This is a genomic window from Nitrospirota bacterium, assembly GCA_040757595.1.
GTDB lineage: Bacteria > Nitrospirota > Nitrospiria > Nitrospirales > Nitrospiraceae > JBFLWP01.
In genome coordinates this window covers 210,745-234,353 of the sequence record JBFLWP010000003.1, presented here as the reverse complement: position 1 = coordinate 234,353, position 23,609 = coordinate 210,745, and the positions used below count along the sequence as shown (strand labels likewise).

The following is a 23,609-nucleotide window of genomic DNA, read 5'->3' as shown; positions in this document are numbered from 1 at the left end:
GTGAAACCCTCCGGCAAAGGCAGCCGTAGCCCCGTGCGCCTATCACCACTTCAACGCCTACCTTCCTAGCCGTGCTCATCACGCGTCACTCGTCACGGCTTTGCGGAAATTCCTCTCGGATCGCGTGGCCGGTGTAGGCGAGGAAGACGTCGTCCAGCCTGGGGCGATGGTAGTCGATGAACTCCAGCCGGCAGCCCGACCGGTTGGTGGCCTCCAGGATCGCGGGCAAGGCCTTCTCCGGCGATTCCACCCGGACGTCCAGCCCGGTCGCGCCGATGCCGACGGCCCGGACGGGCGGAAGCCCCTTGATGGCCGCGGCCAGCGACTCCAGCCTGGCCTGATCCACCGGTCCGACGGTCAAGGACACGAGGTCCCCGCCGAGGCCGGCCTTCAGCTCGTCCGGCGACCCCAGCACCTTGATCCGCCCACCGTCAATGATCGCCAGACGATCACACAGCCGGTCGGCTTCATCAAGGTAATTGGTGGTCATCACGACCGTGAGCCCCTGCTCGCGGAGCTGCCGGATGTAGTCCCAGATTCGGAGCCGGCTCTGCACGTCCAACCCTAAGGTCGGCTCGTCCAGGAACAGGACCCTGGGGTTGGGAAGAAGCCCGCAGGCCAGGTCCAGCCGCCGCTTCATGCCCCCCGAATAGGTCTTGGCCGGCTGGTCCGCCTTCTTCTCAAGATCAACGAGCCTGAGGATGTCCGCGATCCGGCCTGCGCGCTCCGCCTTGGGCAGGTGGTACAGGTCGGCCAGCAGCAGCAGGTGTTCCCGCCCCGTCAGGAACCGGTCGATGGCCCGCTCCTGCGGCACGTATCCGATGAGCCGCCGCACACGGTCCGCCTCCCGCGCCACGTCGTGGCCGCAGACCCAGGCCTGGCCGGTCGTGGGCTGCAGGAGCGTGATCAGGATCCGGAGGGTCGTGCTCTTGCCGGCCCCGTTGGGGCCGAGGAGCCCGAAAATCTCGCCGGCGGAGACCTGAAACGAGAGGTCTTGGATGGCGGCCACGCCATCGAACACTTTGCCCAGCTTGGCCGTTTCAACGGCGATCGCGCGGTCCATTACCCCCAGCCCTTCGCGTCGTCCCGTTCGTGCAGTTTGAACTGGAGCAGGTCGGTGAGCCGGCGGGCCCGCTGCTGAAGGGCCTCCGCCTCCATGAGGAACTGCTTTTCGATCGGAGTCAGGTCCAGGTACGTCGAGAGGCTGTGGACGAGTACTTCGTCGTCCACGTTCTGGCGGAACAGCTCCTGCCAGTGATGGCCCTCGGCCTTCGCCGCCAGGTAAGACTGCGCGATGCGGACCAGGTCCGCCCGCATCGCGCGATCCGTGAAGCCCCCCTCCCCGCCGGTCTTGAGCCGGATGCGCGCCCGCCGATAGCTCCTGTCGAAGAGCTGCTCGCGAATCTCGAAGCGGCGAAGGCCCTGCAGGAGGATGTTGAAGCGGCCGTCCGGCAGAGGCTCCACGCTGACCAGCCGTCCGACGCAGCCGATCTCGTAGATCGGGGGGTTCCCGTAATACTCTTCCTCCCAGCCCTCCTTCAGCAGGGCCATCCCCACGCAGTGCCCCCCGTCGGCCGCGTCGGCCACCATCTCGCGGTAGCGCGGCTCGAAGATGTGCAGCGGCAGGTACATGCGCGGGAAAAACACGACGTTGGGCAGCGGAAAGACGGGAATGAGATCCGGAATGTGGAACGTGGCCGCTGGCCCGGACGGAACGCGATTGGGCTCTGGTTGCATGTCACACGATAGCCGATGGCCTCGCGGAATGTCAACCGAGACGCGGAGCCGGTTCGACCTCGACGACTGCGAGAAACCCCTTGCCAGTCCTGACGATTGGCGAGGTCGCTTCCCGCGTGCTATAAGCTTTCCATGACCAGAAGCAGGACCGTCACCTGGCTCCTGACCGGCCTCGTCTTCGCCGGCTCTCTGGCCGGTCCGGCCCGCGGCCCCGTCTCCGCCGGCGTGGAGTTCCGTCCGGCCCTCGCGGGCTACGCCTACCGGTTTCCGGCTGACCACGGGGCGCACGAGGAGTTCCGGACCGAGTGGTGGTACTACACCGGTCACCTGTCGTCCGGGGACGGGCGCCGGTTCGGCTTTCAACTGACTTTTTTCCGACGCGGTGTCGAGCAGGAGTCGGCACGGGCGAGCAAATCCCGCTGGGCGATCCGGCATCTGTACCTGGCGCACCTGGCCCTGTCCGATCACGACCGGGGTCGCTTCCGTTTCGCGGAAAAGGTCAGCCGCGCCGGACTCGGCAAGGCCGGCGCCGAGTCCGGCCGCCTCCACGTCTGGATCGATCGCTGGTCCGCCGAGGCCCGGCCCGGAGAGCCGGAACGCCACCGGCTCAAGGCCCAAACCGACGGCTTTGCAATTGACCTGGTCGTCGCTCCCGAGAAGCCGCCCGTCATCCACGGAGAAGACAGCGTCAGCCGGAAAGGCCGGGCACCGGAGCAGGCCTCCCACTACTATTCCCTGCCCCGCCTCGCCACGACCGGTTCGCTCACCGTGGACGGGGAGCGGCTCGCGGTCACCGGCACGAGCTGGATGGATCACGAGTTCGGCTCCGGGGACCTCGCTCCCGACCAGGTCGGCTGGGATTGGTTCAGCGTGCAGCTGGACGACCGGACGGAGCTGATGCTCTACCGGCTCCGTCGCACCGACGGAACCGTCGATCCCTCGTCCAGCGGCACGCTCGTGTTCCCGGACGGACGGACGCGGCACCTCCGGAACCAGGAGATACGGGTGGAAAGCCTGGATTCCTGGCTCAGCGCCGCCAGCGGGGCCCGCTATCCCAGCCGCTGGCGGATCGCCGTGCCTGAGTCGAACCTTTCCCTGGAGCTGACTCCACTCCTTGCGAGCCAGGAACTGATCACCAGACGGAGCACGCAGGTCACTTATTGGGAAGGGGCGGTGCGGGTCACCGGCCGGCGGGACGACAAGCCGGTTTCCGGTCTCGGTTACGTGGAGCTGACCGGGTATGCCGAACGGTTCAAGCAACGGCTCTAGCCCGCATTATTCATGACGGTTCGTCACGTCCACCCGTTGCAAACGAAGGAGCAACGGGTACCCGCGCAGTCGCTGGCGAGACGGGCGCGCGGAGCTGCGAAGGAGGGAGGCATACTCTTGCAGTATGTTGACCGACTGAGCGGCGAGCCCGCCCGCCTGGCCGCCGGGATCTGCGGCCAGGCTAGTCGCAGCCGCGAATCCGCGATTGCAGTAGGAGCGTTCATGAATAATGCGGGCTAGCCGCCTTGACTCGTCCCCGCTCCTGTGGCACCTTCGCCCCATGCCTCTTCACGCGAGCGCACGCCGGATTCAAACAGCAAGGGCAAGCGGGCCTTGGATGCGCGCCGCCGCGCTGGCATTGCTCGTTTCGCTCTGGGGATGCGGGAAGCAGAGCGACTCGATCGTGTCCATCGCGCTCCACCCGACCAATTCCAACATCGTCTACGTGGCCACCAACGAATCGGTCTACAAGAGCCGGGACGGGGGAAACTCCTGGGAACGGATGGCCACCGACCTGAGCACGTACCGGGTGCTCTCGCTGGCCCTGGATCCCAAGCACCCGGCCTCCGTGTACGCCGGCACCATGGGCGACGCGGTCTACAAGAGCCCGGACGGCGGGCAACGGTGGATCGCGCACAACGCCGGCCTGAAGGAACACGTCTCGGTCGTCAATCAGTTCCTCTTCGACCCGAGGGACAGCGAGACCGTCTATGCGGCCACGACGGTCGGGGTCTTTCGAAGCACCGACGGAGGTCGTCTGTGGGACGAGCGCATGGCCGGCATGAAGGAAGTGCACATCGTCTTTTCAGTCGCCCAGGATCAGGCCCGACCGCACATTTTCTACGCCGGCACGACCGGCGGAACCTACCGGAGCCTTGACGGCACGACTTCCTGGCACAAGATCAACAACGGCCTGATCCCGCCGGAGATCCTGGACGCCTCCCTGGCTCTCGGGGTCAGCAAGGTCGTGATCGATCCCGGCAATCCGGACACGATCTACGCCGGCTCCAACAACGGGCTGTTCAAGAGCACGAACCGGGGCGACTCGTGGAGCCGCATCGGCCAGTCGCTGCCGGACCAGTACGTGAGCACCGTCGTGGTGGACCCGACCAGCCCGCTCACGCTGTACGTCGGAGGCCGCGCCGGGATCTTCAAGAGCCTGGACGGCGGCCGGACCTGGCAGGCCATGAACGACGGGTTGGAGACCCTGAACATCCGCACGATCGTCATGAGCCCCCTGGATTCCAGGGTCCTCTACGTCGGCACAAACGGGAGCGGGCTCTACCGCTCCACCGACGGAGCCCAACGGTGGGTCCACATCCCCTTGACGGCCAAGACGGATGCCCGGCCGGCCGCCGGGTGAGCAGAGCCGGAACGCTCCATGAGCACGCTCCTCCTCGTCAGACACGGCGAAACGGACTGGAACTGCAGCGGGCAGATCATGGGCGAGAAGCCCGTGCCGCTGAACCGGACCGGAGAGGCCCAGGCGCGGCGCCTGGCAACCCTGCTCGAAGGGCGGACGATTGGCGCGCTCTATTCGAGCCCGGTCGCGCGGGCCCGGCAGACGGCGGAGATTCTCGCCGCGACGCTCAAGGTGCCGGTGACCACCGACCGGGGGCTCACCGAGATCGGCGTGGGAGAGTGGGAAGGACGCTACTGGCAGGAGCTGGCGGATGATCTCGTGCGGCTCAACTTCTACGCACACTCGCTGGACGCCCGTCCGCCCGGCGGCGAGACGCTGCGCGAGGTGCAAGAGCGGGCCGTCGCGACGGTCGAGCGGGCCTGCACCCAGACCGGTTCAGCCCCGCTCCTCCTCGTGTCCCACGCCGACGTGCTGCGGACCATCCTGGCCCACTACCTCCGCTTGGACCTCCAGCGCATCCGCCAGATCCGCGTCGCCCACGCAGCCTTGACGGCCCTCGAAGTGCGGGACGGCACGGCCGAGCTCCTCTGCGTGAACTATCCGACCGATCTCGCCGCGCTCGGGTGACTCAGCCGCCGCTCTTCCCCGCGTCAGTCCCGTCCTTGTCGTGCCAGTAGCGCGCGCGATACTGGTTCATCCCGTCGCTGAGCGATTTCCACTCCTCCGCCGTGAGCATCTCCTTCATCTTGAACCGCAGGCCCAGGATCTTGGTGGCCGAGCGCATCCGGCTGTTGTTCATCTCGTCCAGGATCTTCGTGAAATCTTCGGGCACCGCCTGGTAGTTGGCGTTGAGCTCGTAGAGCTTCCGGTGGAACTGGCGGTTCTGCTTGTAGGACTCCTTGATCTCCTGCACGATGTCGGCCACAACCGCCTCGACCTTCTTGGCCTTCTCGGAGTCCTGGACGGTCTTCTCGATCAGCTCGTTCATCTCGTGGGCGACCCGTTCGCCCATCGCGTCCACATCGCCGCGGCCGTAATGGCGGCCGCAGCCGGCTGCGGTCAGAGCCATGACCAGGCAGAGCAGGGCGAGCAGCTTCAGCTTGTTCATCGAATCCTCCTTGTAGTTTTCGTGGAGCGACCGGCGAGCTCCCGACGATTCCCTCACGACTCTAACACAGATCCGCTTTCTTTGAGGCAGGCAAAATCCCTGGCCAAGCCGCAGGAGGCGTGGCCCCCGTGCGCAGCCGGCTGCCCGTTTGGATCGGGGACAACCGACGACGAGCATCCTCGACGGGCGGCAATCGAGTCGCGTCTGGCGATTTTTTGGTTGACTTGGTTTTTCATCGCTGCTATATCGTGTCGCAGAGTGCATGTTCGTGGATGAGCCCAACGATATTTTCGTAGGCCTCGCACAGCGGATCGGCAGTTACAAGATTCCTCTGCTGGAACTGGAGAAACAGCGAAACGCGCCTCGAACAAGCACCCGCGCCAACAAGAGGCGCCAGACCTTGCCGAACTCCGCCACCGAGTGGAACCCGACTCAGCCAAACTCGCCAGCCCGTCAAGCCGAATTATCACCGACCAGAAGCGACCGCGCCTCCCGCCGGTCAGCGATGTCATCGAGCAAGCGCGGGAGTTCCTGCTGGAACGCTCCATACACGTTGCCGCGGCTGTGCCGCAGGCGGCGTGAAGGATTTTCCGGTTTTCAAGCCGGGGATCTACGAAAGGAGGTGAGTGCGTTGGCGACGAAGAAGGGCGCGAAGAAGAAGAAGAGATAAGCCCTCCACGCATGCGCGCCGGGAGCGAGGCCACTCGCCCCCGGCGCCCTTTTTCCTCTCCCCGGCAGAGTCTCCCACCCCCTCAAGAACAATCCGCACCGGAGGTACACACGCCCATTTGTGGGAATTCCGGCAGACGCTCGGGACGAGTCGGGGAAAGACTAGACCGAGGCGGGGGCGGGAGCGTGGGTGTACACCGCACGCGAGGCGGCGTGCGGCAGATCCCCGCTCTTCAGCAGCACCCAGCAGTCAGGCTGTGCGAGAATCCTCTCGACGAGCTTCGTGTGCAGGGCGTGGCCGGACCGGTCGGCGATCAGATGCCCGATGAAGGGCACGCCGAGGAGCGAGAGGTCGCCGATGAGGTCCAACACCTTGTGCCGCACGAACTCGTCGGCAAAGCGCAGGCCGGACTCGTTGAGGATGTTGTCGTCGGACAGGACGACCGTGTTGTCGAGGGACCCGCCTTTGGCGAGCCCTCTGGCCCACAGGCCCTCCACTTCCTTCAAGAACGCGAACGTCCGGGCCTCCGCGACCTCGCGCTCGAACGAAGCCGCCGACCAGTCATAGGTGTAGGACTGCTTCCGAATCAGCGGATGGTTGTAGTGAATCGAATAGGTGATGCGCGTGGTCGCCGACGGTTCGATCCTCACCGTCCGGTCGCCGTCACGCACTTCGATCGGCCGCACGATCTTCAGGAACGACTGGCGCCGCTCCTGGGGAACGATGCCCGCCGAACGGATCATGTGGACGAACGGGATGGCGCTGCCGTCCATCGCCGGCACCTCGCCCCCATCCACTTCCACGGACACGTTGTCAACTTCGAGGCCGGCCAGCGCCGCGAGCACGTGCTCCACCGTCTTGATCACGGTGCCGTTCACGTGCAGGGCGGTGCACAATTCCGTCGGCACCAGGTTCCTGACCGATGCCTGCAGCGAAACCGCACGGTCTTCCTGTTTGTGGATGAAGACCAGGCCGGTGTCCGGCGGAGCGGGGTTGAGGGTCATCGTGACCAGGTCTCCGGTATGGAGACCGACCCCGGAGCAGGTGATCGGCTGAGCTATCGTATATTGTGGGCGCATGAATCTCCTCAAGCGACCGTCGGATTCAGCAACGAGCGTGCCAGCAAGACCTCTTCGGGAAAATTAATTTAACATGCTGATTTCAATAATGAATTTTCCAACATTCCGCTCATGACCACGACTATCCTGTTGTAAAAACCTGACACGTGTGACTTTTTTCGCAAGTTCCCCAAGCCACAGGGCCCTGTGCGCGTCGTTCTTTACAATTCAGCCGTTCTGTCGAGAAAGTTGATTGTCACTTGCCCCTAAAGATGTCTTGTTGACCAGGAGTAGGAACGGGCAGCCGCTCTCGCGGGAGCGCGGGGCCCCGTCCGCATGGTCGTGCCCAAGCGTTACGCCTGGAAAGGCGCGAAGCGGATGAAAGGAGATCCTGCTCCTGGAGCGCGAGCGGCCGGGGTACTGGGAAGTGCGGGGCTATTCGAACACGGCGCTCCCCCTGGGAAGAGGACTGCTACGCGTGAGGGTTTTCAGTCTTCAGTTGTCAGTTATCGGTTTTCCGAAAGAACTGACTACTGAGAACTGAAGACTGACCGCTTCTCCTCAATTACGGCTTCGGCTCCAGCTCGATCAACCCCTTGCGGATCGCCAGGATGGCCGCCTGGGTCCGGTCGTAGACCTGGAGCTTGTGGAAGATATTGCGTACGTGGTTCTTGACGGTCTTCTCGCTCAGGTCCAGACTGTTGGCGATTTCTTTGTTGGTCTTCCCGTCCGCCACCAGCCTGAGCACCGTGATCTCCCGCTCGGTCAGGTCGTGCTCCGCCCAGGCCGGCTTTTTGCCCTTCCGCTGCGCCAGGAGTGAAAACTCCGCCAGGATCTTGCTGGCCACCGCGGGATGGATGAGCGACTCGCCGCGGTACACGGCCCGGATTGCCGCCACGATCTGCGCCGAATCCGTGTCCTTCAGCAGATAGCCGGTGGCCCCGGCCCGCACGAGATCGAAGATGTACTGCTGCTCCTCGTACATCGTGAGCGCGATGATGCCGATGTGCGGGAACTCCCGCTTGATCTGCCGCGTGGCCTCGACCCCGCCCATCCGGGGCATGCTCACGTCCATCAGGATCACGTCCGGCACGAGCGACCGGGCCTTTTCGATCGCCTCCTGCCCGTCCTGCGCCTCCCCGACGACCTCGATGTTCTCCTTCGTCTTCAGGATGGCGGCCAACCCCTCGCGAACCACCCGGTGATCGTCCGCGATCAGCACCTTAATGCGCTCCATTTCGCCTGGCCTCCTTCTGCGTCAGCGGCACCTCGATCACCACGCGCGTGCCCCGCCCCTTCTTGGACTCGATCCTGGCCTCCCCGCCGACCAGTCGGGCCCGCTCCAGAATCCCCCGCAGCCCGAAGTGGTCCCACTTCTCGGGGTCCCGAGCCACGGCCTCCACGTCGAACCCGACGCCGTCGTCCGTGATCGTGGCGGTCAGGCGGTCGCGGCCGACCGACAGGTGGACCGAGACTCGCTCCGCGCGGGAGTGCTTCTGGACGTTGCTGAGCGCCTCCTGCATGATCCGGAAGAGGAAGATCTTCGTCTTGGGGTTCAGCGTCGTCTCGTCGCCGGACAGGGAAAACTCGGTTTTGATGTGGTACTGGGTTTCGTACGACTTGAGGTAGTTCGTGAGCGCCGGGATCAGCTCGAGCCTGTCGTAGTGGAGCGGGCGCAGGTTGAAGATGACCTGGCGGGCCTCCTGGATCGCCAGCTTGAGCTGGGCCTTGGTCTCGCGGAGCGTGCCCAGGCAGGCCTGGGGGTCCTTCCGCAGCAGCTCCTGGCAGAGGTCCAGCTTGAAGTTCACCCCGGCCAGGTTCTGGACCAGCCCGTCGTGGATCTCGCAGGCGATGCGGGTGCGCTCTTCGGTGACCGCCGCGCCCGCCTCCTTCACGTAGAGCCGGTACAGGGACTGGTACTTGTTGAGCGTCTTCTCGATCTCCGCCGTCGCCCGGATGCGCGCCTCGATCAATTGCCACATGAACTTGGCGCTCGCGCCGCCGACCACCGCGACGCCCATCCGGTGGAAATCCTGCAGCATCCGTCCCACTTCGGCGTCGCCGGTCACGTCGATGATCAGGTCCACCCGCTCCATCGCGAGCAGCTCCCGGTAGTCGCGCGTCACGGGAATCCTGAGCCGCCGCGCCAGCGGGAGCCCGACCGCCTTCGGGTTGATCTCCGCGATGCCCACGATCTGGACCAGCGGGTCCTTGGCGAAGATCTCCATCAGGGCGGTCCCGCCCCGCCCGGCCCCGATGATGGCCACGTGCGTCACGGCCGCGGAAGGCCGCTTCCGGGCGGTTCCGCGTCTCATCGATTTGGGAGGTGCGACGGGCACGGCTCTCTCTCAACACGCCGGCGCGCTCGTGAAGTCGTCGGATCGGGAACGGACGGGGAGGAAACGAGGCGGATGACCGGGCCGGGCTACCGTTCCCGCCGCTCGCGGGCGAGCGCCTTCAGCTCGTCCATGAACTGATCGATGTCCTTGAACTCCCGGTACACCGACGCGAACCGGACGTAGGCCACCTGGTCGAGCTGGTGCAGCTCCTTCATGACCTCCTCCCCCACGACGCTGCTCGGGATCTCGGTCTCGCCCATTTCCTGGATGCGCTTTTCGACCCGGTCCGTGACTGCCTCGATCGTGGCGGTGCTGATGGGACGCTTCTCGCAGGCCTTCTTGAGTCCGGCCAGGATCTTGAGCCGGTCGAAGGGCTCCCGCCGGCCGTCCTTCTTCACGACGACCGGCAGAATCTCCTCGACCCGCTCGTAGGTCGTATAGCGCCGCTTGCAGGCCAGACATTCGCGGCGGCGACGGATGACCCCGCCCTCCCGGGCCATCCGCGAATCCACCACCTTGTCCTCGATCGCGTCGCAGAAGGGACACTTCACCGAGGGATCTCCGTCTCAGACCGGAGCGGCTTCGTACGGATAGAAAATGGGGAACCGCCCGCAGAGGGCCTTGGCTTCCTTCCGGACCGCCCGCTGCACGCGCTTGTCCTGGGGCTTCTGAAGGACCCGATCGATCAGCCCGACGATCTCGCCCATCTCCGGCTCGCGCATGCCCCGCGTGGAGACGATGGGGGTCCCGAGCCGGATGCCGCTCGCCACGGCCGGGGGTTTTTCGTCGTAGGGCACGGTGTTCTTGTTCACGATGATGCCGGCCGCGTCGAGCGCGGTCTCGGCTTCCTTGCCCGTGATGCCCTTCACGCCGAGGTTGACCAGCATGAGGTGCGTGTCGGTCCCGCCCGAGACCACCCGGTAGCCGCGCTCGATCAGCCCGGCCGCCAGCGCCTTGGCGTTGGCCACCACCTGCTGCTGGTACCGCTTGAACGAGGGGGAGAGGGCCTCCTGCAGCGCGACGGCCTTCGCCGCGATCACGTGCATCAACGGCCCGCCCTGGAGCCCGGGGAACACGATCTTGTCCACCGCCCTGGCGTGCTCGGCCTTGCACATGACGATGCCGCCCCTGGGGCCGCGCAGAGTCTTGTGCGTGGTCGTGGTCACGAAGTCCGCGTAGGGCACCGGGCTGGGATGGAGCCCCGCCGCGATCAGGCCCGCAATGTGGGCGATGTCCACCAGCAGATAGGCGCCGACGGACTGGGCGATCGCCTGGAACCGCGGGAAGTCCAGAATCCGCGCGTAGGCGCTGGCGCCCACCACGATCATCCGCGGCCGGCACTCCTCCGCGATCCGCCGGACCGCGTCGTAATCCACGGTCTCCGTCTGCCGGTCCACGCCGTAGAAGTAGGAGTGGAAGAGCGTGCCCGAGAAGTTCACCCGGCTGCCGTGGGTCAGGTGCCCGCCCTGCGCCAGGTCCATGCCCAGGATCACGTCGCCCGGCTTCAGGACCGCCAGGTACGCCGCCATGTTGGCCTGGGAGCCGGAGTGGGGCTGCACGTTCACGTGCTCCGCCCCAAAGATCTGCTTGGCCCGCTGGATGGCCAGGTCCTCCACGGAATCCACGAACTGGCAGCCCCCGTAGTAGCGCCGGCCCGGGTAGCCCTCCGCGTACTTGTTCGTCATCAGGCAGCCCTGGGCCGCCAGCACGGCCGGGCTGGCGAAGTTCTCCGACGCGATCAGCAGCAGCTTGTCGCGCTGCCGCTTCTCCTCCGCGCGGATCGCGTCGTACACGGCCGGGTCGGTCGCCTTCAGGGCCTTCAATGAGCCTACCGCGTTCGTCATCCCGCCTCCTCGCTCAACCGCCCGCCGCCGTCAGACTCAATGGCCGCCCTTCTCCTCGGCCGGCTGCGCCTCGCCCTCCTGCTGCTTCTTCACCACCTTGACCGAGACGGCGGCCGTGACCTCCCGATGGAGCTTGACCGGGACCGTGAAGGTGCCGAGCTCCTTGATCGGCTGCGCGAGCTGGATCTTGCGCCGATCCACCGTGAACCCGTGCTCGGCGAGCCCTTCGGCCAGGTCTTTGGCCGTGACCGATCCGAACAGCTTGTCGTCCTTGCCGACCTGAGCCTCGATCGTGAGCGCGACCGCCGACATCTTCTTCGCCAGCTCCTCGATCCCCAGCTTTTCCTTCCGGGCCTTCTCCGCCATGACCCGCTTGGCGTGCTCAAAGGCCTTGACACTCCTGGGGTTAGCCTCCAACGCCTTGCCGCGCGGCAGCAGGTAGTTGCGCGCGTAGCCGTCGGAGACGTCCAGCAGGTCCCCCAAATGCCCGACCCCGTCCACGTGCTCTTTCAGAATCACCTTCATGACGCCGACTCCTTCTGTGAGAAAGGCAAAAATCATACTGAGCGCCCCGGGAAAAGTCAATTGACGTGTGGAGGCCGGAGACGCGGACAGGGCTCCTGGACAGGCCGGGGGCCCTGCGATAAGATGGCCGCGATTTCGAGGAATCGAGCGCCGACGGATGAAACTTCTCGACCTGCTCCACCGGTTCTCCCAGGCCCTGAACGACGAGCGCGACGCCGCGGCCGGCCGGGGCCTCGACGCCCCGGTCACGGCCACCGGCGGGCGGCGCGTCGCGACCGCCGGCACCCTGCACCTCTACGCCTTCGACGTCCCGCCCTCTTGCCTCCTTGCGGAAGACGTGCCGGTCACGATCCTGCCGCCCGACGACATCGAGCCCACCGAAGGCTTCGTGGTCGGCCGGACGGACGACACGGCCCTGGTCCAGGCCTTCGACGCCTTCGGCCAGACCGTCGAGGCGGCCACGATCGTGCCGGACGCGACCGGGTTCTTCGACACGGCCGCGCGGCGGCTCGCCGACATGGCGACCAAGGCCGGGGCCTATGCGCTGGGGCCGGCCGAGCGGCTGGTTCCCTGGCTGGTTCCGGACCGAACGCGGGAGGACCAGGTGCGCGCGGCGGCGACCACCGCGGTCTTCGGCACCATCTGGAGCGACGAGCTCGGCGCGCGCCGGACCAGGCTCGCCGGTCACGTCATCGAGCTGGTGCGCAACAACAAGCGCGTGTTGGTGGTCAGCCCGGACCACCGGTCCTCGGACGAGGTGGTGGGTCTCGCGGCACGGGCGATGCGCGCCGCCGGCCTCACCTACAAGAGCTGGCTCTGCCGGTACGAGATGCCGGTCCTCGCCCAGGCCAGCGGGATGGCCCTGGCGGAGCTGGGCTTCGAGGCGCAGATGCACCAGTTCTACGCCAAATCCCGGGCCGACAAGGCGGCGCTCCGCCGCAAGTACGACCGGTTCCGGGAGCTCACGCCGCTGCTGGCCTACAAGGCGCAGAAGCAGCGGGACCTGGACGAGGTCAAGCTGTTGGAGTGGCGGCTCCTGACGCAGCTCAGCGAGCTCCAGGGGAAGATCAAGGAGATTGCCCAGACGCTGGCCGACTATGAATCGCTCCCGATCTGGAAGCGGCTCGCCATGCAGACGATGGGCAAGAACGTGCAGACGCTCGGCGAGCACCGCGCCATCTACGAGCAGCAGATCCAGGGGCTGCTGGCCGAGCTGGAGATCGCCAAGCACCGGATCGAGGAGCTGGCCCCGGAGGCGGCCATCCCGAAGGACCTGCGCCCCGAGTACACCGAGCTCAAGCAGGAGATCAAACGGCTGGGCGGCACCAAGAAGATCCGGGAAATGCTAGCCGCGGAGGAAGGGACCAACCGGCAGGCGTTCATCCAGAACAAGCGGGTGGTCGTCACGACGGCGGCCCGCGTCGTGTCGGACCCTCTGTTCAGCAAGGTCCGCTTCGACGTGCTGATCGCCGACGAGGCGCCGTCGATCCCGGCTTCCTTCCTGCTGGCGGCCGCGGGCCTGGTCCGAGAGCGGATCGTCCTCTGCGGGGACACCCGCGACCTCGCCGCCCCGCAGGCCTGGGGGTCGTCCGGCGTCTCGACCCTCTGGCAACGCCCCCAACCGTCGGCCCAAGCCGGATGAGATGGGAGAGAACGTCTCACGTTTGACGTCTTACGTCTCACGCGTTTGGGTTCGGCTTGACTGGGCCTCAGCCGATCAGGGATAATGCAGCCCCCCGAACGCGACAACGATGAACGCGGAATGATGAATGGAAGACGGCCTCTTTCGTTCAGCGTTCAGCCTTCATCACTCAACGTTGCCTTTCAGTGCCGAAGTGGCGGAATTGGCAGACGCACTAGATTCAGGGTCTAGCGGGCTTCGGCCCGTCCGGGTTCAAGTCCCGGCTTCGGCACCATTTCTCGTCTTCTCCTAGTTTTTCAAAGGCTTCACAGGCAAGAGAGAGCCGTTAGCTAACGAATAGCTAACGGCTCTTTTCTTTGGTCGTTGAGGATCGTTGGCTCCTCGAAGGGGGAATTGAGGATGGGTTCAGGGACTTCGTAGGCGCTCATCTGGTCTTCGGGAGGCGGGCGAGAATCTCGGTGCGAACTCGATGCGCCGCCGCGACCACATCGCGGCCATCCGCCTCGCTGGGATCGAACAGGTCGTCAGGATACCGGGCCGCCATGCCATAAGCCGTCAGCTTCCGGCAATCGGATTCCAGCGCGGCCAGGCCGGCATCGCACTCGACGCATTGGGCGAGCAACGCCACCAGATCATGCGTCTTCGACAAATCGCGACCGTGAAAGACAAGAAACGCCTTCAAGAGTTTCTTGGCGGCCTGTTGGGCGTGGAAGCAGACCGTGTCCCAGGGAATCTCCTTCGCGGCGAGGTTATTCTCGATATTGAGCAGATCGTGTTCGGCCTTGCGGACCCACGCGGAGAAGTTGGACTCAGGGCTGCTCATACAGCACCTTGCCCTCCTTCTCGATCACCGATAGCAGGGTGCCGTTCACGTGGCGCAGGCGACGGACCTCCTCCGGCGTATAGACGACGATGTCCATCGGCCAGGGGCGGAGTCCGAAGACTTCGCTCACCTCGATCGCCCGATCCGGGGGACGGCGCGGGGTATCCATTTCAATAAAGAGGTCCAGGTCGCTGTCCGGACCGGCCTCCCCGCGTGCGTAGCTTCCGAAGACGACGATCCGCTTCGGGTGAAACCGTTCGACGATGGTCTTGGTGACGTGTTCTAGCAGCGCCGTCTGCGTCATGGGCAAAATCTCCTCGGAGCCCTTAGTTTACGCCAACTTCTGCACCACCAGCAATTCGTTCCCCCGGTCGTCAATCACCTTCACGGCGATCTGTTTGTGCTCGCCCGGTTCAAACGGCGCGCTCGCGGTCCCGGCAAGGTGATCCCAGACGCTGGCCTCATACTCGCCCTTGAGCGCCTTCTTCAGATTGTCGCAGGCGCCCATTCGTGGGAAGAAGGCCTGCGAGACGTGGAAGCAGAGATCACTGTAGTCCGTGTCGAGGAACCAGGCCGGCACATCCTCGCCGTTCCGGTGCGTCACCTCCATCGTGACGGGATCGAACACGTCCAGGCCGAGCAATTCGACTTGATACTGTTTCCCCTTCGTCCAGCGCACCTTGATCTCCGGTTGTCCGCACACGCTGAAAATCTGGCTCGACCGCATGTTCTTCAGCAGGTCGCCCATCATCAAGTCCGGGTTCGCCTGGACATAGGTCGCGGGAACGCCCATCACCTCAGAACACTTGTCCACGAGCGTCCGGGCATTGGGTTGGATGGCGAATCCGGTCACATACAAGTGCGTGTAGCTTTTCGCGTACGCCTCGCGCGCCGCCTCATACACCAGCTTTTCGCTGACTGCGCCGTTCTCCGGACCGAAGACGAGCGCCACAGGCTTGTCGCCGCCATTGGTGACCAGGGCCTCGGCTGACAAGGAAAGCGTCTTCGCGGGAGGGCGGATGTTCTTGAATGTGACTGTCTTGTTGCCCTCCAGCCGGAGCACCGGGCTCTTGCGGAGCACCTCCAAGATCCGTTTTTATGCCGCGGTGTGACAGGCTTTCCCATGGCAAACGAGTTTAGTGAGTTTCCTCCGCGAAGACCGAACAGGTGGAGGGCTGGCTGATCGCTGTCGCGCTCCTGGGCGACGAGGCGACGGTGAAGTTCCTGATCGGCACAGCCGCCTGAGCCACGCTCACCGCTTCTGCGCGTCGTGCTTCTCCTTGGCGATGTGCCGGCTGGACCGGTCGAGGTCCCGGTGCAGCTTCGCCCGTTCCCGCTTGGTCAGCGTGCCGTCTGATTTCATCCGCGCTTCCTCGGCGCGGATCCCGGCCTGCTCCGCCTCCAGCCGCTTGGCCTCCCGGGGCGTCAGTTCCCCGCTCTTGACCCCCTGCTCGATCCGCTGTTGCTGCTTCCGCTCCCGTTGGTCGACGCGGGGAGATTGAGTCTGCGCGAGCGCCGGCGCGGTCAACGCGACGGCCAGTCCCATGGCGATAATGGTCTGTCTCTTCATGGTCCGCTCCTTTCGTGATCGGGTTGATCCCGCAGGGAACACCGTACGCCCGACCGGCAGACCCGTCAAGAAACGAGCCGGTTCCCGCCTGGTGACTCCCGGCGCAAATCCGGCTATACTGCGCCATCTGCCTGACCGCGAGGGACTCGTGACTGCGAAGGACGCGTTGGCCCGGGCCTTTCTGGAGACCCACTCCTTCAAGTGGGACCCGGCCGGCGGCTTCAAGCTGGCCTCCGGCGCGACGAGCCCCTACTACGTGGACTGCCGCATCCTCATGGCCCATCCGGCCCCGCGCCGCCTGGTCGCCCAACTGGCCTTCGAGCGTTTGAAATCGCTGGAATTCGACTGTCTGGGCGGACTGGAGATCGGCGCGATCGCGATCGCCACGGCCATTTCGGACTACGGGCACGGCGGGACTCCCAGGAAGGACTGGCGGACCTTCGTCGTGCGCAAGCAGCCGAAGGACCACGGGTTGGGGAAGCTGATCGAGGGGGCCGCGAGGCCGGGCGATCGGGCCGTGATCGTGGACGACGTGCTGACCAGCGGCGGGTCGGTCCTCAAGGCGACGAAGGTCGCGCGGGACGCGGGCCTCAAGGTGGATCACGCGCTGGTGATCGTGGACCGGAAGGAGCAGGACGGCCGGGCCAGGATCGAAGAGCAAGGGCTGACGCTCCTGAGCCTCCTCACGATTGACGACCTTCTCGCCGCAAGTCACCGTGATGGGTGATGGGTGAAACGTGATGTGTGACGACGACTCAACCAGATCATCTTGGTCCCCATCACACTTCACGCATCACCGATCACCTACTTGCACCGGAACTGGATGCCCCAGCGCCGTTCGGTGACCGCCTCCTGCCCGCCGGCGTTCTCCACGATGCGGGTGCGTCCCCTGGCCTCCGCCTCCTTGATCACCGTGTAGCGTCCCTGGCACCGCTCCTCGATGATCCCGAACGCGTCCTTCCTGAACTTCGTGAACAGGTAGCCGTTCTCGCCCTTGAACGGATACGTGACGATCCCGCCGGAGTCCGTCTCCTGCACCAGCTTGGCGCCTTCGCCGCAGCCGGCGACCACGAGCAGCGCGGCCAGCAGGACCGCTCTTGACCAGCCCTCCATCGCCCCCCTATGATGATTTGGAATGGGCATCGGCATGGTCACACCCCGGTCCGTCGAGGGCCGCGGTTCTCGTTACACGAGGTGAAGCCATGAAGCGCACCCTCTTTGCCGTCGGAATCGCCGCAGTCCTGGGCTTGGCGCTGGTCCCGTTCGAGAGGCCGGCCTCCGCCTACCATTCGTACCTCCTCACCGTGGAGCAGCTCCGCGCCGGGCTGGCCAAGGCTCCGAGCCCGTCCGCCAAGGGCTTCTTCCTGGTCGACGTCCGGACGGCGGAAGAGCACCGGTCCGGCGTGATTCCCGGCACGGACCGGAACATTGACTACCGGCAGATCCGGGCCCGCCATCGCGAGATCGGCGCGAAGCTGGACGACCACATCGTCGTCTACTGCCAATCCGGGCACCGGAGCAACATCGCCGCCGAGGCGCTGGCCGACCTGGGCTACAAGCACGTCTACAACGTCAACGGCAGCATGAACGCCTGGAGGGAAGCCGGCTACCCGGTCGAGGCGCCGCGAGGCTGAAAGAGACCGTGACGCGCGACAGGTGAAAGGGGAGGGACACTTCCCCATCACTTCTCGTGCCGCGGAAAGATTCCGATGACCGCGGGGAGCGGGATGTGCGCGGTCCCGCTGCCGTCCACGAGCGACTGCCGGGACCTCGCTCCCGCCGCACGTTTCAGCCCCTGGAGCAGCCCCGCCTCGACCAGCAAGTCGGACGAGGAACCGCCGTCCATGGCCATGGCGCGCCGGATCGCCGGAAACCGATCCCGCAGACATTCCGCCAGCGCCCGCAGGCCCACCTCGTCGGTCGTTTTGAGCACGAGGATCTGGCCCTGAGCGTCCTCCGCCACGATCGTCTGGTGCGCCCGTTTGTCGGTCTGACGCACCCGCGGCTTCCCCGAGCCGTCCAGCAGCATCAGCGACTGGGCCGCCTCCCTGTAGGGGGGATTCGACTCGGGGAAGGGATCGGCCGCCAAGTCCAGGACGCGCGCCTTGGGCAGGCCCTTGTGGACCGGCTCCGCCACGAAGAGCCCCTGCCATTGGGAATGGCGCTTCCCCCCCAGAGACCGCGCGCCCTTGAACAGCAGCCCCATGTAGGAGTAATCCTCCCGGAAAAGCCCGGCGTTGAAGAGCAGGCGGCTCTTCGTCCGCTCCTGCCATTCCCGGATGGTCGGGGGGACCGTCAGCCTTTCGTCCCGGTAGTAGTAGGTCTCGAAGCGGAGCTGCTCGGGATCGATCCTGACGAGATAGAGGGCCGGCACGTCGTCGTGGCACTGCGCCGCCGGTTCCCAGACCGAGACAGCCAGCCCGTCATCGAGCGGCTCCCACTCCACGTTCTGGGCCAGAGCCGGTCCCGGCGCCGTCAGCCCCGCCAGCCCGACCAGCCACAAGACGAAGAGCCCCATTAGCGATCTGTGCCTTCGCTCTCTCACGATCGGCGTCTCATGACGATCCGCGCACGACGACGGGGGCTGAACGAGCGTCGCCTCCAGGAGGCCCAAGAAGCCCGCGACCGGCCCCGATTCTATCGCAGCTCGACCAGCCTGGGCGGGGCCTGGGTGGCCAGTGCGGGCGGGACGATCAATTGCGGCACCTGTTCGGTGTTGTAGGTCCGGCGGGCGACCCGCTGCACCTGCGGCTTGAGGTACTCGAAGAGCTCCTGCACGTCGATGGCCCCGTCGCCGTTCGCGTCGGCGTCGCCGGCAAGCCCCTGGAGCGCGTAATAGGTGAACAGGCCGTGGCCCTTCTCCTGATCCGCCAGGCTGAGGTGGCTCCCGGAGGTCGCGGCCAGGACCACGGCCTTCGCGCTGCTCGCCAGCCCCTCGACCGTCAGGACCATCGGCCTGGCCCCCTTGGCCAGCACGGACCGGCCGCCGGCCCCGGAGAAACAGGAATCCAGCATCACGACGACGTTCTTGGTCGGCAGCTTGTCCAGCATCAGGTAGAGCCGCTTGAGCGGATAGCCGGTCTGCTCAATGAAGGCCGGGTCTCCGTCGTAGGGCACGAGGTAGGCGTCGCCGGTCGCGGCCTGGGGGGCGCCGTGGCCGGAAAAGTAAATGAGCAGGCTGGCGTTCGCGTCCACGTTGTTCTTGAGCCAGGCCTCGAAGTACTTCTCCATGTCGGACTTCGTCGCCTGCTCGTTCAGGCGCAGGATGACGTTCTCCTCCCGGTAGCCGGCCTGTGCGGTCAGGAACTGGGCCACGTCCTTGGCATCCTGCACCGCAAAGTCCGCCTTGGGAATTCGCTCCCGATACTGCTCGATGCCCATCACGATCGCATAGCGATTCGCCTTCACCCTTTCCCGCTTCTTCTTCTCTTCTTCGAGAATCCGCCTCTTCTTTTCTTCGATCTGCTGCTGAATCGCCGCCAACTTCACCTGCTCTTTCTTCTGTTCCTCTACCTGCCGCTCTTGCTCCTCCAGCGCCTTGAGCTCCTTTTCCGCCTGGCTGAGCGCGGCGCCGCCCCCCACCCTGCTCCTTTTCTCCTCCTCGATCCGCTTCTTCTTCTCTTCAATCTGCTGCCGAACCGCGGCCAGCCTCTTCTGCTCCTCTTTCTTCTGCTCATCGAGCTGCCGCTCCTGCTCCTCGAGCTCCTTGAGCTCCTTTTGTACCTGGCTGAGGGCCGCGCTGCTCCCGATCCTGCCCGCCAGCTTGGGGACAGCGCCAGGCTGATAGGCCGCCAGCTCCTGCTTCAAGGTCTCGAAGACCCTGACGACGGCATTGTGGAGCCCGCGCTGAGCTAAGCCGGCCATCTTCTCTTCCGGACCGATGGGACTGAAGTGGTCGGTGGCCAAGGTCGGCTCGGTCTTGGCCCAGAGCAGGCGGCCGGTTCGGGCATCCCGCAGGTTGGCCTCCATGGTCACGGTGACTTCATAGCTCATGATCGGCGCGAGCGGCTCGAAGAAGGTCAAGGGCATCGCCGCGAAAAAGATCGCGTTCATATCCCCGCTGCTCTTCGTATCGGTGATTTGGAGCTGGAGGATCAGATCCGCGCCGAACTGATCGAGAATGTCTTGCGGGGCGATGTACCGGGTTTCCGGAGGAAGCAGGATGACGTCGGTGAAGTATTGTCCCGGGGCCAGCCCCAGCTTGCGCCGATCCGGATCGGCGAAGGCCCGCTTGAGCGCCTCGCCGGTCACGTGCACGCCCAGCCTGGCCGGGATGGGTTTCTGCGGAAGGCTCGGGGTCGGCTCCTCCGTCACGGCCAGTGTGCCGCAGCCGGCTTGCACGCCGAGAGCCAGGATCATGCACCCGATGATGAGTCCGGGACCGACGTTCGACCTGCTCGGAGTGAAGCGCATCCTGACCTCCCCTCTGATTTCATCAACGGGCAAACTCTACCGTTCCGTTCGGGCCCTGTCAACGATCGCGGCGCGACTCAGAAGGGAAGCTTAGCCGCCGAAGGGGAGGACGGGCGGAGGCGCGATCGAGGCGGACGCCCCGGCCATGTTGGAGAACATGAGGGTCGCGGCGACGACCCAGTCGATGAAGGGCTGCGGGTAGATGCCCAGGATCAGCGTGCCGGCCAGGCCGACGTAGACGACCGCCTTCATCGGGCCCGAGATGGCGAGCGGCGTGGAATCGGCCGGCTCGTTGATGTACATCTTCTTGACCACGACCAGGTAGTAGTACATCGAGATCACGATGTTGACGAGCCCGACCACGATCAGCGTGTAGAGGCCCTCTTTGATCGCGGCGACGAAGATGTAAAGCTTGCCGATGAAGCCGGCCAGCGGCGGGACCCCGGCCAGGGACAGGAGGAAGACCAGCATGGCGAAAGCCAGGAACGGGGAGCGGCGGTTGAGGCCGTTGTAATCCTCGATCTCGTCGCTCTGGATCAGGTTGCCCACCGCGATCACGATCGCGAAGGCGCCCAGGTTGGCGAACAGATAGGTCAGCAGGTAGAACAGGATCGCGTCGCCCCCCATCTTGGTGCCAGCCGCCAGCCCGATCAGCACGTTTCCGATCTGCGCGATTCCGGAGTAAGCCAGCAGGCGCTTGATGTTCTTCTGCGCGATCGCCACGATGTTCCCGTAGGTCATCGAGAGGATCGAGACCCCCACCAGCATCATCACCCAGGCGGGTTTGAACGTGGCCAGCGACACGAAGAACATCCGGAGCAGGATCGCGAAGGCCGCCCCCTTGGGCGCGATCGAGAGGAACGCGGTCACGGGCGTGGGCGCCCCGTGGTAGGTGTCCGGAATCCAGGAGTGGAACGGCACCGCCCCGATTTTGAAGCCGAGGGCGGCGAAGATCAGCAGGAACCCGATCACGAGCCCCGGCGTCGCCCCGGCCGAGGCGATGTCGGAGAACACCAGCTTGCCCGTCTCGCCGAACACCAGGCTGATCCCGTAGGCCAGCAGGCCCGCCGCAAAGACGCCGAGGATGAAGAACTTGAGCCCCGCCTCGTTGGAGGCCACGTCGTCGCGCAGGTAGGCGACCAGGACGTAGAAGCCGAAGGTGGAGAACTCCAGCGTGATGAAGACCGACAGCAGGTCGTTGGCCGAAGCCATGAACATCATGCCCAGCGCCGACATCAGGACGAGGAAGTAATACTCGCCCTTGAAGAACCGGAAGCGCCGGACGTAGTCCATCGAGGCCAGGATGACCAGGGCCGTGGCGCCGACGACGAAGACCTTGAAGAAGATCGCCAGCCGGTCCACGACGAACATGTTGGCGAAGAGGGTGCCGGTCACGCCGGCCCGGTCGAACCAGGCGAGGTTGAGCAGCACGAGCCCCAATCCGGCCAGGCTCAGGTAGGCGATCCGGTCCTTGGGCAGCCGGGGCATGGCGAAGTCCACGATCAGGACCACGCACAGCCAGAGCGTGAGGACGATCTCCGGCAGCATCAGGAGCAGGTCCGAGCCCGATAGCGACAGGTTGAACGTCATTCGTTCCCCTCGTGACGGGTGACGAGTGACGAGTGACGGGGGGAAGCGGCCAATTCATCCGCGTGGTTCGTTAACGCGTCACCGCTCTGCGCGGTCAGCGGCACCACCTGCGTGATGCGGGAGATCAGCGGGTCCACCCCGGACCGGATCACGTTGTAGAAGTGGCCGGGGAAGATGCCGAACGAGATGCTGCACGCGATCATGAGCAGCAGCGGGAGCCGGTCCACCGTCGCGACCGCGTCGTGCGCGTGGCTGTAATGGGCGTCCATCGCCCCGTAGAACACCCCGCGCATCATCCGGAACAGGTAGGCCATCGTCAGCACGATCCCGACCACGGCCACGATCACCTGGAACGGGTACTTGTTCCAGCTCCCGACCAGGATCATGATCTCCGCGATGAAGTTGACCGTGCCCGGCATCCCGATCGAAGCCATGCAGGCGACGAGGAAGCAGCCGGCCACGAACGGCATGCGGTTCACGAGCCCGCCGAGCGAGGGAATGTCGCGCGTGTGCGTCTGGTCGTAGACCCAGCCGGCCATGGCGAAGAGCATGCCCGTCGCGAGCGCGTGGGCGAACATGTAGAGCACGGCCCCGCTCAGGCTGATGTAGTCCAGCGCCGCCATGCCGAGGAACACGTACCCCATGTGGCTGGAGCTGGAGTACCCGATCACGTACTTGGTGTCCCGCGCGTAATAGGCGACGAACCCGCCGTAGATGATGCTGAAGATGCAGAGGACCGCGGCGATCGGCATCAGCTCGCGGGTGGTCTCGGGCAGGATCTCGTAGCCCACCCGGATGATCGAAAAGTGCCCGAGCTTCATCAGCACGCCGGCGTGCAGCATGCTCGTGGCGGCCGGGGCCGCGGCGTGCCCGACCGGCGACCAGGAGTGCAGCGGCCAGATCGGGGCGATCGAGGCGAACCCGAAGAAGACCAGGAGCCAGATGACGTCGGCCAGGAGACCGGAGAAGCGGGCCTTCTCCCGCAGCACCAGGATGTCGAAGGTGTTGAGGCCCGAGTACTTGTAGATCAGCAGGATGCCCATCAGCGCGACGACCGCCCCGGCCGAAAGGAACAGGGTCAGCTTCATCGCCGCATATTCCTTGCTGTTGGCCCCGAAGTTGAAGATGAACCCGACCGAATCCCGCTTCTTGAGGCCCTCCGGGTCGGTCATGTCCAGGTACCCCTTGGTGTGGCTGCCCCAGACGCCCAACAGGAGGTACATCGGGATCACGGACATCTCGTAGAAGAAATAGAGGAAGAAGAGGTCCAGCGACATGAACACGCCGATCGTGGCGGCCGCCAGGATCAGCAGGAAGATGTAGAACTCCTTGGTCCGGTCCTTGATGTGCCAGGAGATGAAGACGCCGGCGAAGAGCAGGATCGAGGAGGCCAGGACCAGCGGGGTCCCGATGCCGTCCACGCCCAGGTAGAAGGCGATCCCCAGCTCCCGGGACCATTCGTACCGTTGGATGAACTGAAAGCCGCCCTTGGCCGGGTCGTAGGCGTAGAAGAGGTAGAAGGAGGCCAACAGGGAAATCCCGGAGGAGACGGCCGCGACGAGGCGGACCTGGAGGGCCTGCCGGTTCGGAATGAACAGCAGCAGGATCGCCCCGAGGAAGGGCGCGAACAGGATGTAGAGCAGCGTGTAGTCGCTCAT

24 protein-coding genes and 1 tRNA gene are annotated in these 23,609 nt (G+C 65.3%); 7 read left to right on the top strand and 18 right to left on the bottom strand.

Annotated features, from left to right (window positions below):
* Nucleotides 1–85: 85 nt before the first annotated feature.
* On the bottom strand, nucleotides 86–1,063 hold the full coding sequence (locus AB1411_04765) for an ATP-binding cassette domain-containing protein (protein MEW6542906.1): 978 nt from the start codon (nucleotides 1,061–1,063) through the stop codon (nucleotides 86–88).
* The gene (locus tag AB1411_04760) at nucleotides 1,063–1,737 is read right to left on the bottom strand and encodes an LON peptidase substrate-binding domain-containing protein (protein MEW6542905.1); all 675 of its coding nucleotides are present in this window, start codon (nucleotides 1,735–1,737) and stop codon (nucleotides 1,063–1,065) included. Before AB1411_04760 ends, AB1411_04765 begins: the two co-directional genes overlap by 1 nt.
* A gap of 132 nt (nucleotides 1,738–1,869) precedes the next feature.
* Here AB1411_04760 and AB1411_04755 point away from each other — a divergent pair, with 132 nt between their 5' ends.
* The 3 genes from AB1411_04755 to AB1411_04745 all read left to right on the top strand — a co-directional run bounded on the left by AB1411_04755 (nucleotide 1,870) and on the right by AB1411_04745 (nucleotide 4,996).
* On the top strand, nucleotides 1,870–3,006 hold the full coding sequence (locus AB1411_04755; GenBank protein ID MEW6542904.1) for a lipocalin-like domain-containing protein: 1,137 nt from the start codon (nucleotides 1,870–1,872) through the stop codon (nucleotides 3,004–3,006).
* A 337-nt stretch (nucleotides 3,007–3,343) separates the two neighbouring features.
* Nucleotides 3,344–4,369 (top strand): hypothetical protein, encoded by a 1,026-nt coding sequence (locus AB1411_04750; protein MEW6542903.1) that lies wholly within the window; start codon nucleotides 3,344–3,346, stop codon nucleotides 4,367–4,369.
* Nucleotides 4,370–4,387: 18 nt separating this feature from the next.
* On the top strand, nucleotides 4,388–4,996 hold the full coding sequence (locus tag AB1411_04745) for a histidine phosphatase family protein (GenBank protein MEW6542902.1): 609 nt from the start codon (nucleotides 4,388–4,390) through the stop codon (nucleotides 4,994–4,996).
* Between the two features lies 1 nt (nucleotide 4,997).
* Here AB1411_04745 and AB1411_04740 read toward each other — a convergent pair whose 3' ends face one another.
* From AB1411_04740 to rplI, 7 genes are all read right to left on the bottom strand, one after another.
* Nucleotides 4,998–5,477, bottom strand: coding sequence for a hypothetical protein (locus AB1411_04740; GenBank protein MEW6542901.1), 480 nt, complete (start codon nucleotides 5,475–5,477; stop codon nucleotides 4,998–5,000).
* A gap of 831 nt (nucleotides 5,478–6,308) precedes the next feature.
* Nucleotides 6,309–7,226 carry a UDP-3-O-acyl-N-acetylglucosamine deacetylase gene (gene lpxC, locus AB1411_04735; GenBank protein MEW6542900.1) on the bottom strand — a complete coding sequence of 306 codons (918 nt, stop codon included), beginning with the start codon at nucleotides 7,224–7,226 and terminating at the stop codon, nucleotides 6,309–6,311.
* Nucleotides 7,227–7,770: 544 nt separating this feature from the next.
* Nucleotides 7,771–8,442: a response regulator transcription factor gene (locus tag AB1411_04730; GenBank protein MEW6542899.1), complete on the bottom strand. Its 672-nt coding sequence runs from the start codon at nucleotides 8,440–8,442 to the stop codon at nucleotides 7,771–7,773.
* The gene (locus AB1411_04725; protein MEW6542898.1) at nucleotides 8,429–9,520 is read right to left on the bottom strand and encodes a sensor histidine kinase; all 1,092 of its coding nucleotides are present in this window, start codon (nucleotides 9,518–9,520) and stop codon (nucleotides 8,429–8,431) included. Before AB1411_04725 ends, AB1411_04730 begins: the two co-directional genes overlap by 14 nt.
* Before the next feature lie 110 nt (nucleotides 9,521–9,630).
* Nucleotides 9,631–10,095, bottom strand: a complete 465-nt coding sequence (nrdR, locus tag AB1411_04720; GenBank protein ID MEW6542897.1) for a transcriptional regulator NrdR — start codon at nucleotides 10,093–10,095, stop codon at nucleotides 9,631–9,633.
* A 15-nt stretch (nucleotides 10,096–10,110) separates the two neighbouring features.
* Nucleotides 10,111–11,388 carry a serine hydroxymethyltransferase gene (gene glyA / locus AB1411_04715; GenBank protein ID MEW6542896.1) on the bottom strand — a complete coding sequence of 426 codons (1,278 nt, stop codon included), beginning with the start codon at nucleotides 11,386–11,388 and terminating at the stop codon, nucleotides 10,111–10,113.
* 36 nt (nucleotides 11,389–11,424) lie between these two features.
* Nucleotides 11,425–11,913: a 50S ribosomal protein L9 gene (gene rplI, locus AB1411_04710; protein MEW6542895.1), complete on the bottom strand. Its 489-nt coding sequence runs from the start codon at nucleotides 11,911–11,913 to the stop codon at nucleotides 11,425–11,427.
* A gap of 157 nt (nucleotides 11,914–12,070) precedes the next feature.
* Between rplI and AB1411_04705 the strand changes: the two genes are divergently transcribed.
* Both AB1411_04705 and AB1411_04700 read left to right on the top strand, forming a co-directional pair.
* The gene (locus AB1411_04705; protein ID MEW6542894.1) at nucleotides 12,071–13,555 is read left to right on the top strand and encodes an AAA domain-containing protein; all 1,485 of its coding nucleotides are present in this window, start codon (nucleotides 12,071–12,073) and stop codon (nucleotides 13,553–13,555) included.
* Nucleotides 13,556–13,742: 187 nt separating this feature from the next.
* A tRNA-Leu gene (locus tag AB1411_04700) sits at nucleotides 13,743–13,829 on the top strand.
* A 150-nt stretch (nucleotides 13,830–13,979) separates the two neighbouring features.
* Here the strand turns inward: AB1411_04700 and AB1411_04695 are convergent.
* The 4 genes from AB1411_04695 to AB1411_04680 form a co-directional block, all read right to left on the bottom strand.
* Nucleotides 13,980–14,378, bottom strand: a complete 399-nt coding sequence (locus tag AB1411_04695) for a HEPN domain-containing protein (protein ID MEW6542893.1) — start codon at nucleotides 14,376–14,378, stop codon at nucleotides 13,980–13,982.
* Nucleotides 14,365–14,682 carry a nucleotidyltransferase domain-containing protein gene (locus AB1411_04690; protein MEW6542892.1) on the bottom strand — a complete coding sequence of 106 codons (318 nt, stop codon included), beginning with the start codon at nucleotides 14,680–14,682 and terminating at the stop codon, nucleotides 14,365–14,367. The genes AB1411_04695 and AB1411_04690 overlap by 14 nt, the downstream gene beginning before the upstream one ends.
* Nucleotides 14,683–14,709: 27 nt before the next feature.
* Nucleotides 14,710–15,459: a hypothetical protein gene (locus tag AB1411_04685; protein ID MEW6542891.1), complete on the bottom strand. Its 750-nt coding sequence runs from the start codon at nucleotides 15,457–15,459 to the stop codon at nucleotides 14,710–14,712.
* Between the two features lie 171 nt (nucleotides 15,460–15,630).
* Nucleotides 15,631–15,948 (bottom strand): hypothetical protein, encoded by a 318-nt coding sequence (locus AB1411_04680; protein ID MEW6542890.1) that lies wholly within the window; start codon nucleotides 15,946–15,948, stop codon nucleotides 15,631–15,633.
* Between the two features lie 148 nt (nucleotides 15,949–16,096).
* Here AB1411_04680 and pyrE point away from each other — a divergent pair, with 148 nt between their 5' ends.
* Nucleotides 16,097–16,675 (top strand): orotate phosphoribosyltransferase, encoded by a 579-nt coding sequence (gene pyrE, locus AB1411_04675; GenBank protein MEW6542889.1) that lies wholly within the window; start codon nucleotides 16,097–16,099, stop codon nucleotides 16,673–16,675.
* A 77-nt stretch (nucleotides 16,676–16,752) separates the two neighbouring features.
* Here pyrE and AB1411_04670 read toward each other — a convergent pair whose 3' ends face one another.
* Nucleotides 16,753–17,061, bottom strand: coding sequence for a hypothetical protein (locus AB1411_04670; protein ID MEW6542888.1), 309 nt, complete (start codon nucleotides 17,059–17,061; stop codon nucleotides 16,753–16,755).
* Between the two features lie 89 nt (nucleotides 17,062–17,150).
* Between AB1411_04670 and AB1411_04665 the strand changes: the two genes are divergently transcribed.
* A complete protein-coding gene (locus AB1411_04665; GenBank protein MEW6542887.1) occupies nucleotides 17,151–17,582 on the top strand; it encodes a rhodanese-like domain-containing protein in 432 nt (143 codons plus the stop codon).
* A 47-nt stretch (nucleotides 17,583–17,629) separates the two neighbouring features.
* On the opposite strand, the gene AB1411_04660 is transcribed toward AB1411_04665, so the two are convergent.
* The 4 genes from AB1411_04660 to AB1411_04645 all read right to left on the bottom strand — a co-directional run bounded on the left by AB1411_04660 (nucleotide 17,630) and on the right by AB1411_04645 (nucleotide 23,609).
* Nucleotides 17,630–18,466 (bottom strand): phosphodiester glycosidase family protein, encoded by an 837-nt coding sequence (locus AB1411_04660; protein MEW6542886.1) that lies wholly within the window; start codon nucleotides 18,464–18,466, stop codon nucleotides 17,630–17,632.
* Between the two features lie 119 nt (nucleotides 18,467–18,585).
* Complete coding sequence (locus AB1411_04655) at nucleotides 18,586–20,361, bottom strand: caspase family protein (protein ID MEW6542885.1); 1,776 nt, start codon at nucleotides 20,359–20,361, stop codon at nucleotides 18,586–18,588.
* Between the two features lie 90 nt (nucleotides 20,362–20,451).
* Complete coding sequence (locus AB1411_04650) at nucleotides 20,452–21,951, bottom strand: NADH-quinone oxidoreductase subunit N (GenBank protein ID MEW6542884.1); 1,500 nt, start codon at nucleotides 21,949–21,951, stop codon at nucleotides 20,452–20,454.
* Complete coding sequence (locus AB1411_04645) at nucleotides 21,948–23,609, bottom strand: NADH-quinone oxidoreductase subunit M (GenBank protein MEW6542883.1); 1,662 nt, start codon at nucleotides 23,607–23,609, stop codon at nucleotides 21,948–21,950. The genes AB1411_04650 and AB1411_04645 overlap by 4 nt, the downstream gene beginning before the upstream one ends.